The organism is Flavobacterium sp. LC2016-13 (assembly GCF_009707955.1).
Lineage (GTDB): Bacteria > Bacteroidota > Bacteroidia > Flavobacteriales > Flavobacteriaceae > Flavobacterium.
Genome location: NZ_WMDQ01000002.1, coordinates 481089 through 491524 on the forward strand (window position 1 = coordinate 481089; position 10436 = coordinate 491524).

Consider the following 10436-nt stretch of genomic DNA (forward strand, 5'->3'; position numbering starts at 1 on the left):
AATCATTAGATTGGGATTTCTATTATTAAACCTTTGCTATCAACTCCTTATAACTTAACCTTTCATCAGAATTGATCAATGTAAGGTTAAATTGTTCCCCCGTACTTAAAGTACGTATGTTATATCTATATGCAAATTCATCACAGTATCGATGTAGATGTTTATCACTTGTGAAGTGATATATTCCAATAATACCTCTTTTTAATAATCCCCAAAATCCTTCGATTCCATTCGTATGATATGAGCCGACCTTGAATAATCCTAAATTATGCTGGATAACTTTATGACTATAATGTTTTTCCAATCCACGATATCCTCTCCATCCATCACTAACAATAGTAGAACCTTTTTTAACTTTTCCATTGATGATACCTTTGAGAGTTATTCCTTCTGTATTCTCAACTACTTTCGTATAAACAATTCCATTGTTAAGCATTCCAAATACAGGTGTTTTAGTTTTGGTACTTCTACCTTGTGTATTAGCAATCTTTTTACCTTTACTGCGATTTTTATTTTTCCCTCCGACGTAGGTTTCATCAACTTGAGTTATTCCGTCAAATTCAAAATCAACTCTTGTACGAACCGAATTTCGAAGCCTACTTAGCATAAACCAAGCACTTTTCTGTGTAACTCCAATTTCTCTCATTAATTGATAGCTACTTACACCTTTCTTATTTGAGGTAAATAAATAAACAGCTCTGAACCATTTTTCCAAAGGAATAGTTGATTTTTCAAAGATTGTTCCTATTGTTACACTAAATGGTGATCTACAATCTTTACATTTGTAATAACCGTTGTCATATCCTCTCTTTTTGATTCGATAATGACTATCACGTTGGCTTCCACAATGTGGACAAATTGGTTCTCCATTCCAACGCAATTTTTCTAGGTGTTCTCGACAAGCTTTATCGGTGTTTAATACCTTTCCCATGTCGTATACAGATTTAAAAATCTGTGCAGTATCAAGTTCAATATCAATATGTTTGCTCATATTTGTTTTATTAAAAATAATACTTTTTGGCGTAATTGGTAAGGTTTTTCGTACTTTATTTAGACGAGTTGTTAACAATTTTGTAGGGTCAGGAAACCTAACAAAGGAGGGTTTTGGATGTTCTATCTCGCATTGAACTAGTAGAGCATTTAAAATATCTTCAACACTTTCTTGTAAAGAATTTGACTCGTAATCATGTATTAAGTCATCATAGTCAAACTGTGAGAAATCATATGTTTCATAGCAAGATTTAAAGTCATATTTGATGTCAGTCATAATTTTTGAGTTAGAATTATGACGAATTCAACAATGTTTGAAAAATGAAATGAATTTAATTTGAAAAGTTTTGAAAATCGAGGAGGTAAATCAATGATATTGTTTAATTTCTTATAATAGAAAACCTTACCTACTGGTAATAGATAAGGTTTTTGAAAAACAATTACTTTATGAAAACATCAATGAATTCTAATCCAATTGATATGACAGGAATCAAATCCCATAAAATTGATGAAAGCAATTTGTTGGTTTCGCTTTGAGAATTGTCATTTTCAGCTTCTGAAATGATTACAACTGTTACTTGGCAGTTGTAGAAATTTAAATTTTGCATATCAAATATTTTTACAGTTAATATTTGAATTCAACAACATTGTCAAAAAGATTAAATCACTTTTGGAAAGTTTGAAAAAGCCAGTTCGAAATGAACTGGCTTTTAAATGTTAGTTAAATGATATTTTGAGTATTTTTGAGTTAGAATATATACTAAAAACAAACCAAACCAATCTTATATTTTTAAGATATTCGTAGTTGGTAACCTGTGTATATTATTATCATATTTTAATTAGTGAAATATTTATAGTACAAAGTTGCGCCAGGAACACTAGTGAAGCCATTGATGTTTATTACAAAAAATCTTGACATTTGTCAAGAGAATGGAAGAACGGGACGTATTGTTTTATTTTTTATAAGCTAATTTCCTTATTCTGCTTAAGGTTTCAGGGGTAACGCCTAAATATGAGGCTAACATATGCCTCGGTACGCGATTGGCGAGTTGTGGATAAAATTCAAGAAAATGAAGGTATTTTTCTTCCGCAGTATAACTAATATCGGCCTGAATTCTTTTTTGCGTGGTATTCATACTTTTTTGAAGTATGCTGCTTATGATAGAACTAAAGGTTGGAATTTTTTCGCAGATTTTATCGAAATCGTCTTTATGTATTAAAAGTACAGTAGTGTTTTCGATGGCTTCGATATTTAGTTTCGAAGGTGTTTCGTTTAATAAACTGTCGCGATCGCCTGTCCACCAATTTTCTATAGAAAACTGAATCGTATGTTCAACATTATCAGCATCTACAGAATAACGTCTGACGCAGCCGTCGCAAATAAAAGCGTGAAAATTCCAAACATCACCTTCTTTTAATAAAAGTTGGTATTTGCGGAATTTTTTAACGGTACTGACAGATTCTATAAACGCCCATTCGTCATCAGACAAAGTCGCTTTACTTTCGATATATTTTTTTAATACACTAAACATATTACAAAGATATAGTATTTATAAACGGCTTAAATGAAATAAAAAGGCCGGAATTAGTGATTAATTCCGGCCTTAAATTATGATGTTATGATTGTTAGTTTCCGATAATAGTATTGGTCTGAAAAATGTTTATTTTATTTCCGTCAACATCTGTAATCATAGTACATAACATTTTATCACCTGCAAGATATTGTTCTTTCCAGACAAAACTAACTCCTTTTTCTTCAAGTTCTTTTGTAGCAACCGCCAGATCTTCAACTTGCAAAACAATTGATTTATTGCCAAGCGGAATTAAGTGGAGCGGGGCATCGGCAAATAAAGCTTCGATTCTTTCGGGATTCGGAATATTCAAAAGTTCGATACGCATTCCGCCGGCTTCCAAAATAGCCGCTTCTGCAGATCCTGATGGAATGGCAAATGTAGTACGGCTGACTAATTTGAAATCAAATATATCAGAGTACCATTTAATAGACTGATCGATATTTGAAACCGTAAAGGCTATATTGTAAAGTGAGAAGGAGGCAAGCCCTGTTTTATTTATTGCTGTATTTTGCATGTTTAGAGGATTTTAAAAGTTTGTATTTTTTGTAATGTATTTTTATGATACAAATTTCAAACAAATCTTATTTTAAAACATTGACATTTGATATGAAATGTATTGATATAGATCAAGGATATTTGATCTTTTAAACAAAGTAAATTGAGCTTTTGACTAAAGCGACTAGTTTTAATTCGGTCTAATTTTGCCTTTATAAAACAACCACTTAATAAAAAGAATTATGCAAAGAGTAGTATTGGTTACAGGTGCATCTGCAGGTATTGGTAAAGAAACGGCAAAACATTTAGCAGCAAATAATTATATCGTTTATGGTGCTGCCAGACGAGTAGATAAAATGAAGGATCTGGCTCAGCTAGGTATAAAATGTATTGAAATGGACGTTACAAATGATGCATCGATGCTGAACGGCATCAATACCATTATTACAAATGAAGGAAGAATTGATGTTTTGATAAATAATGCCGGTTTTGGTTCTTATGGCGCAATTGAAGACGTTTCTATGGAGACAGCAAAGTATCAGTTAGAGGTAAATGTATTTGGTGCAGCACGATTAATTCAATTATGTCTTCCGTATATGAGAGAAAATAAGTGGGGAAAAATTGTGAATATATCATCGATTGGCGGCAAGATTGCGAGTCCTTTTGGCGGCTGGTATCATGCCAGTAAATTTGCAATTGAAGGTTTGAGTGACAGTTTACGTAATGAAGTTAAACCATTTGGAATTGATGTTGTTGTAATTGAACCGGGCGGAATACAATCTGAATGGTCGGGGATTGCATTTGACAGTATGGTTAAAACTTCCGGTCATGGCGCTTATGGGGCAACGGTTAATAAACTGATGAAGACGTTTGCCAATATTGAAAAAAAGAATCCAGGCCCAATAATTATTGCAGAATTAATTTTGAAAGCTTTAAAAGCAAACAAACCGAAAACACGTTATCATGGAGGTTATTTGGCCGGACCAGCTCTTTTTATGCGAAAAATTTTGTCTGATAAAATGTTTGATAAAGTGACTATGAGTGCGATGAAATAAACAATTAAACAATTAACAATTATCAATTGATAATTGTTAATTGTTTACAGCTATTTAACATCCTTTAAAATCGTAATGATTTCAACAATTTCGGTACGTAAGATATTTATTTTACCAATGGTTTCGGTGGTAAATTGTTTCAGATTGGCTTCTTTCTCAATAACAGATACATAATTGCTAAGATCCTTCAGCATAAATATATCCAAACTGGATTTCATAGTATGCGAAAGTTTTTTAGCGGTATCAACATCATTTTTATGAACTGCTTCTTCTAATTGCTTTACTTCATTCGGGATTTTTTCTAAAAACAAATCGATCATATCTTGTCGAAAGTTAGGATCACCGCAGGAAACCTCATCTATAAAAGAAAAATCTATATTTCGTTTTTGAACAAGAGGAATATCTTTATTCATTACCGTTTTTATTGCTTCTAAAAGTACAGCCTGTTTAAACGGTTTTGGCACGTAACCATTCATTCCTTCCTTATAACAACGCTCTTGTTCACCCACCAAAGAGTGCGCTGTCATCGCAATAATAGGAATATTTAACTTCATTTCATTTCTAATGTACTGCGTAGTTTGGTACCCGTCTTTTACAGGCATCTGAAGATCCATTAGTATTAAATCATATTTGTTTTTTGATAATAAATGAATTCCTTCTTCACCATTTTCGGCAATATCCAACTCAAAACCAAAGTTGTAGATAACGCTTTTTACCAATTTTTGGTTTAAAACATTATCTTCACAAAGTAATATTTTAAATTTCTCCGAATTATATTCGGGTAAAGGAATTTTTACTTCTTCAAATTCACTGGCTTTTTTATAAGTAAGAACAAAGAAAAATTCTGAACCGTTATCAAGTTTGCTTTTTACATGAATTTCAGAATTCTGCAATTCAATTAACTGTTTTACAATATTAAGTCCAAGTCCTGTACCTCCAAATTTACGTGTAGTACTTTCTTCTGCTTGAGTAAAACGTTCAAAAATAGTTTCCAGTTTCTTTTCAGGTATACCAATTCCGGTATCTTTTACAGAGAATCTAAGTGAATAATCATCATCAGTTTCAGCAATCTTTTTTACAGAAACAGTAACTTCACCTTCTTCAGTAAATTTTAGGGAATTTCCCGCAAGATTAACCAGTATTTGGTTTAATCTTCCCTGATCGCCAATAACAAATTCCGGCATATCGGCATCCAGAAAGAGATTGAATTCAACATCTGCAGGAACTTTTACCTTTAATAAATCATAGATATGTTTAAGCGTATTTTTTAAATTAAATGGATGTGCATCTATCGTTAGATTTCCAGATTCGATTTTCGATAAATCGAGAATATCATTAACGATCAAAAGCAGGTTTTCTTCAGCAATTTGTACACTATTAATATAATCACGCTGAATAGCGTCCAGTCTTGTTTGGGCAAGAAGATCCGTAAAACCAATAATAGCATTTAATGGCGTTCTGATCTCGTGGCTCATATTGGCCAGGAAACTATCTTTTGCCAATACAGCGCGCTGTGCAATTTTTTTCTGAGTTGCCAGGTCTGTATTTTTTGTTCTTAATTCTAATTGGTTTATAATATGCTTTGCAACAATTGAAAGTGCATTTCGCTGGTTTTCATCAAGTTCTTTCGAAACATGATCGATAGCACAAATGGTTCCGATATTATAACCATCTGGTGTTGTAAGCGGAACTCCGGCATAAAATCGAACTTTAAAACCATCAACTACATTAGGATCATCTTTAAATGTTTCGTTTAAAAGTGTATCGCCAATTTCAACCATTTCTGATTGCATAATCGTATAGCGACAGAAACTAATATCACGCGGTACTTCAGATACCCCAATTCCAATTTCAGATTTAAACCATTGTCTGTTTTCATCTATAAATGATATGTGCGCAATAGGCACAGCACATATATAAGAAACAAGTTTAATGGCGTCATCAAAAGCATGTTCAGGAAGTGTGTCAAGTATATTATAACGTCTTAATGCTGCTAAACGTTCTGACTCGTTGTGAGGTATAGGTTGCTGGGGATTATTCATTCTAAAGGAAAGTAAAGTACAAAAGTATAAATAATATTAAATAAACTTATCAAAATGAGATTTCTTCTAAATTCTAGAGCTGTCTGGATGGAGATTAAATTAGAAGATTTTATTGACAATCTTAAATCAAAATGATAAAAGCGTATCATTTTGATAGGCATATTGATAAAGAGTACAGTTCTGTATTTTTTGATGTAAACTGCTTATAAACAGAGTTTAATATTCTAAAACGGATTGCAATATTGATATTGGTATCTAATTTGGATGATGTATTTGCATTGTATATTAATAAATTAGAAATACACGAAAAACAAACATGAAAACTGAACAGCAAGCCGTAGATTTTTCAGACAAAGACTTTTTGCCTCACCAAATTTCAGATAAAACGAACTTATTTAGTAACGATCAAAACCCTGAAGATCTAATTGAATTTTGGGTTGAAACTGCCAATTCTGACCATATTTTTTGGGTACAGGAAATTTGTGACATGACATTATCATCTGCTTTGGCTCGGGGAACTGGTATTTCCGGACGTTCACCGGAATTGATTAAGGAAAAAATAGAAAAGGGTGAAGCTGTTATTGCTTTTGCATTAGACGGAAGATGGGCGGGTTTTTCTTTTATTTCTTCCTGGGATAATGGTCGTTTTGTTTCTAATTCGGGATTAATAGTTGCTCCCGAATTCAGACATACCGGACTTGCAAAAAACATAAAAAGAAAAATTTTTGAATTAAGCCGCCAAAAATATCCCGAAGCCAGCATATTTAGTCTCACAACAGGTTTGGCAGTAATGAAAATGAACCACGAACTTGGTTTTGAACCCGTAACTTATTCAGAATTAACTACCGATGAAGCTTTTTGGGAAAACTGTAAATCATGTGTCAATTGCCCAATATTAAAGAGCAAAGAAAGAAAAAACTGTTTATGTACAGCGATGTTGTATAATCCGAAACAAAATAAGCATTGAATTTGATTAGTGATTTTGAACCTATTTACTAAATTCTTTATTATTGGCTATAAAAAAGAGAATATATTAAAATTGATTATTTTATTTTTTTATATTCTCATCTTTTTTGCCTTACAAAACAAACTTCATATCTATATTTATTCTTGATTTTTTATTTGCTTTTAAAATGTATTTCATTAATTATCAATAAGTTGATATGACGAAATCGTTGTATGAATCTTGATTTTTAACACATCTTTTCTTTAATTTATTTTTTAATTCTAGTTTCGTTATATCCTTTTTGTAGGAACAAACTAATTAAAACCTAAAATTATGAATGATCAATTACACGTTATTTTTTTTAAAAGAAACAAATGTTGTTATCTAATTTGGATCTTTTTTATTTTCTTAACTTCAAATTTATATGCGCAGCGTGGCTATTATGACGCGCCATATAAAAGGTATGAAGCAAACTTAGGTCAATTATCGAATGGCGCTACAGTTACTTCAAAATCATACATTCAGTCTGATCTTCAATCAGAAGCTTCAGATCAGCAATGTGTGAATCTTTCTGCTACAAATGCAACGGTTCAATGGACACTTACAGAAGCTGCAGACGGACTTGTAATTCGTTACAGTGTTCCTGACGGACAATCGGGTACTGTAGGCGTGTATAATGGAAACACAAAGCTTACAACGCTTACTTTGACTTCGACATGGTCTTGGGAATATTTGTGGAGTAACGGAAATCCAAATAATAACGGAATCACAAATCAAAACCCAAGAATGCGATTTGATGAAGTTCGTTATAAACTTCCTGCTAAAATAGCTGTTTCCGGAACTTTAAAAATAGTGAGAGAATCGGGTAACATTCATTTGGATTTTGCAGAAATGGAACCGGTTCCAACAGCGGTGACAGCTCCGTCAGGCGCTGTAACGTATAGCGGAAACGGAAGTGATCTTCAAACTTTTATCGACGCAAACGGCGGTAAAAAAATCTTCGTTCCAACTGGTGTTTATAACGTAAACCGTGAATTATATTTTGGTTCGGCAAACACTTCATTAATTGGAGCAGGAATGTGGTATACTCAAATTAATTTTACTAACACGAGCAGTTTAAACGGAGGATTGCGTGCGAATGCAAGTAATATTTCATTTACTGATCTTTATTTAACAACAAATTCAGCTTCAAGAAGCAATTCTTATAAAGGTATAAATGGAGTTTTCACAAGTGGTTCAATTGTAAAAAATATTTGGGCAGAACATTTTGAATGCGGTGCCTGGATTGCACAATACAATACAGGAGGTCCTGTAATTGCTGACGGATTTACATTATCTCATTGTCGTTTTAGAAACAATTACGCTGATGGAATTAACCTTTGTAAAGGAACTGCAAATTCTGTTGTAGAACATTGTAACTTCAGAAATAACGGTGATGATGATCAAGCGATTTGGTCTGCAGACGGATTGGAATGTATCAATAACACGTTTCGATACAATACTTCAGAAAACTGCTGGCGTGCCTGTGGTCTTGCTATTTACGGCGGAAAAAATAACAAAGCGTATAATTTAATTATTAAAGACAATCTGGAAGCGGGTATCCGAGTGAGTAATAATTTTCCGGGAGCTCCATTCAACAACGATGGAATGCATGAAATTCATGATATTACGGTATCAACCTGCGGAACTTTTAATGATACATACAATAATCCTGTAGCGGCTGTAGACATTTTTAGTGCTACAAATGCGGGATCTCAGGTTAAAAATGTTCAGCTTTATAATATCGATATTATAGATTCAAGAAATGATGCTATTTCTATCAGTAAAAGATCAGGCGATGGTATTTATAATCTTAGTTTTAAAGATATCACTGTTAACGGAACTGGTAAAGAATTTCCAAACAATAATGCATTGAACAGAAATTGGGGAAGAGGTTATTTTGTACTCATAGCAGGTTCTCCTGCGGGAAATGGTACGTATTGCAATATGAATTATTCGAATAGAGGCGGAAATGCAACAGCAAATGAAGAAATAAGCGCTATTGGTACATTTTCATGGACACAAAGTTCTAACTGTTCAACTGTAAATGTTCCAGTTACAGGCGTAACCATTTCGCCAACAACAGCCACTTTAAGCGTTGGTGCCACACAACAATTAACGCCAACTGTTGCTCCGGCAAATGCTACGAACAAAACAGTAACGTATAGTTCTAATAATACGGGCGTAGCAACTGTAAATGGTTCAGGTTTAGTTACGGCTGTTGCTTCGGGATCAGCAACAATTACGGTTACAACGCAGGATGGAGCTAAAACGGCTACATCTGTAATCACTGTAAATTCATCAAATGTTGCGGTTACAAGTGTGAGTTTAAGTCCTTCATCTGCAACATTAGCTGTAGGCGGAACGCAGCAATTAATACCAACAGTTTTGCCATCAAATGCAACAAATAAATCGGTTAATTATGCTTCAAACAATACGAGCGTAGCAACAGTTAATTCATCAGGTTTGGTTACAGCAGTTTCAGCAGGAACGGCTACGATTACTGTAACAACTGTAGACGGAAATAAAACAAGTACGGCAGCAATTACGGTTAATGCTGCAACAGGAAACTATTTTACAATTAAAAACAGATGGACTGGTAATTATTTATATGATGCGGGAGCCAATGTTGGATACGGAGCAACGGTTGCCAACAATAATTACAAATGGGAAAAAATTGCGATTGATGCTACTTTTTATATCTTAAAAAATGTGGGTACGGGAGATATGATGAACATTGAAAACTTAACCGGAGCAGTACAATGTAATGTTGGATCAACTGGTTGGTACAGTGCACAATGGTCAAGCGAAAACGTGGACGGAACTTACGTAAGAATTAAAAACAGATGGCAGACAGGAGCTATGATTCATATTGAAAACCTAAACGGTTCTGCTCAATATAATGGAGCTCAAAACAATTGGGAAAGTGCACAATGGCAATTTCAAACCACTTCTACAGCAAAAAAAGTTAATGTTGATGAAGTAGGAGTAATAGCCCAAAATAATGCTGCGGTTAGTGTTTATCCAAACCCGGCAACGAATAATGAATTTAATATTGTCCTGCCGGAATTAAAAGCAGGTGATTTGGCAACAGTAACGGTTATTGATATAAATGGCAGAAAGGTTTTGGTAAAAAAAATCAATACGTCTGCAAAAATCAATCATGAATTAGCTTCAGGAATATATGTTGTTACAATCAATTCGGATGCTTTTAATGTGTCTAAAAAACTGATTATTAAGTAATAGATAAAAAATACTTTTAATGAACTAAATTTTATTGATTCAAATTTATTAT

The 10436-nt window shown here is 33.4% G+C and carries 8 protein-coding genes; 3 read left to right on the forward strand and 5 right to left on the reverse strand.

Annotated elements, in window-relative coordinates:
* Positions 1-25: 25 nt before the first annotated feature.
* The 4 genes from GKZ86_RS05940 to GKZ86_RS05955 form a co-directional block, all read right to left on the reverse strand.
* Entirely contained in the window at positions 26-1267 is a 1242-nt protein-coding gene (locus GKZ86_RS05940; RefSeq protein WP_228526540.1) for an IS1595 family transposase, read from the reverse strand.
* Between the two features lie 163 nt (positions 1268-1430).
* On the reverse strand, positions 1431-1598 hold the full coding sequence (locus GKZ86_RS05945; RefSeq protein WP_154782184.1) for a hypothetical protein: 168 nt from the start codon (positions 1596-1598) through the stop codon (positions 1431-1433).
* Positions 1599-1943: 345 nt separating this feature from the next.
* Positions 1944-2522, reverse strand: coding sequence for a Crp/Fnr family transcriptional regulator (locus tag GKZ86_RS05950; protein ID WP_154782185.1), 579 nt, complete (start codon positions 2520-2522; stop codon positions 1944-1946).
* Positions 2523-2616: 94 nt separating this feature from the next.
* The gene (locus GKZ86_RS05955) at positions 2617-3078 is read right to left on the reverse strand and encodes a VOC family protein (RefSeq protein ID WP_154782186.1); all 462 of its coding nucleotides are present in this window, start codon (positions 3076-3078) and stop codon (positions 2617-2619) included.
* Between the two features lie 223 nt (positions 3079-3301).
* Here GKZ86_RS05955 and GKZ86_RS05960 point away from each other — a divergent pair, with 223 nt between their 5' ends.
* Positions 3302-4114, forward strand: coding sequence for an oxidoreductase (locus GKZ86_RS05960; RefSeq protein ID WP_154782187.1), 813 nt, complete (start codon positions 3302-3304; stop codon positions 4112-4114).
* A gap of 50 nt (positions 4115-4164) precedes the next feature.
* On the opposite strand, the gene GKZ86_RS05965 is transcribed toward GKZ86_RS05960, so the two are convergent.
* Positions 4165-6156, reverse strand: coding sequence for an ATP-binding protein (locus tag GKZ86_RS05965; RefSeq protein WP_154782188.1), 1992 nt, complete (start codon positions 6154-6156; stop codon positions 4165-4167).
* 316 nt (positions 6157-6472) lie between these two features.
* Here GKZ86_RS05965 and GKZ86_RS05970 point away from each other — a divergent pair, with 316 nt between their 5' ends.
* Positions 6473-7123 carry a GNAT family N-acetyltransferase gene (locus GKZ86_RS05970; RefSeq protein ID WP_228526541.1) on the forward strand — a complete coding sequence of 217 codons (651 nt, stop codon included), beginning with the start codon at positions 6473-6475 and terminating at the stop codon, positions 7121-7123.
* A gap of 312 nt (positions 7124-7435) precedes the next feature.
* Positions 7436-10384 (forward strand): Ig-like domain-containing protein, encoded by a 2949-nt coding sequence (locus tag GKZ86_RS05975; protein ID WP_154782189.1) that lies wholly within the window; start codon positions 7436-7438, stop codon positions 10382-10384.
* The last annotated feature ends 52 nt before the right edge of the window (positions 10385-10436 follow it).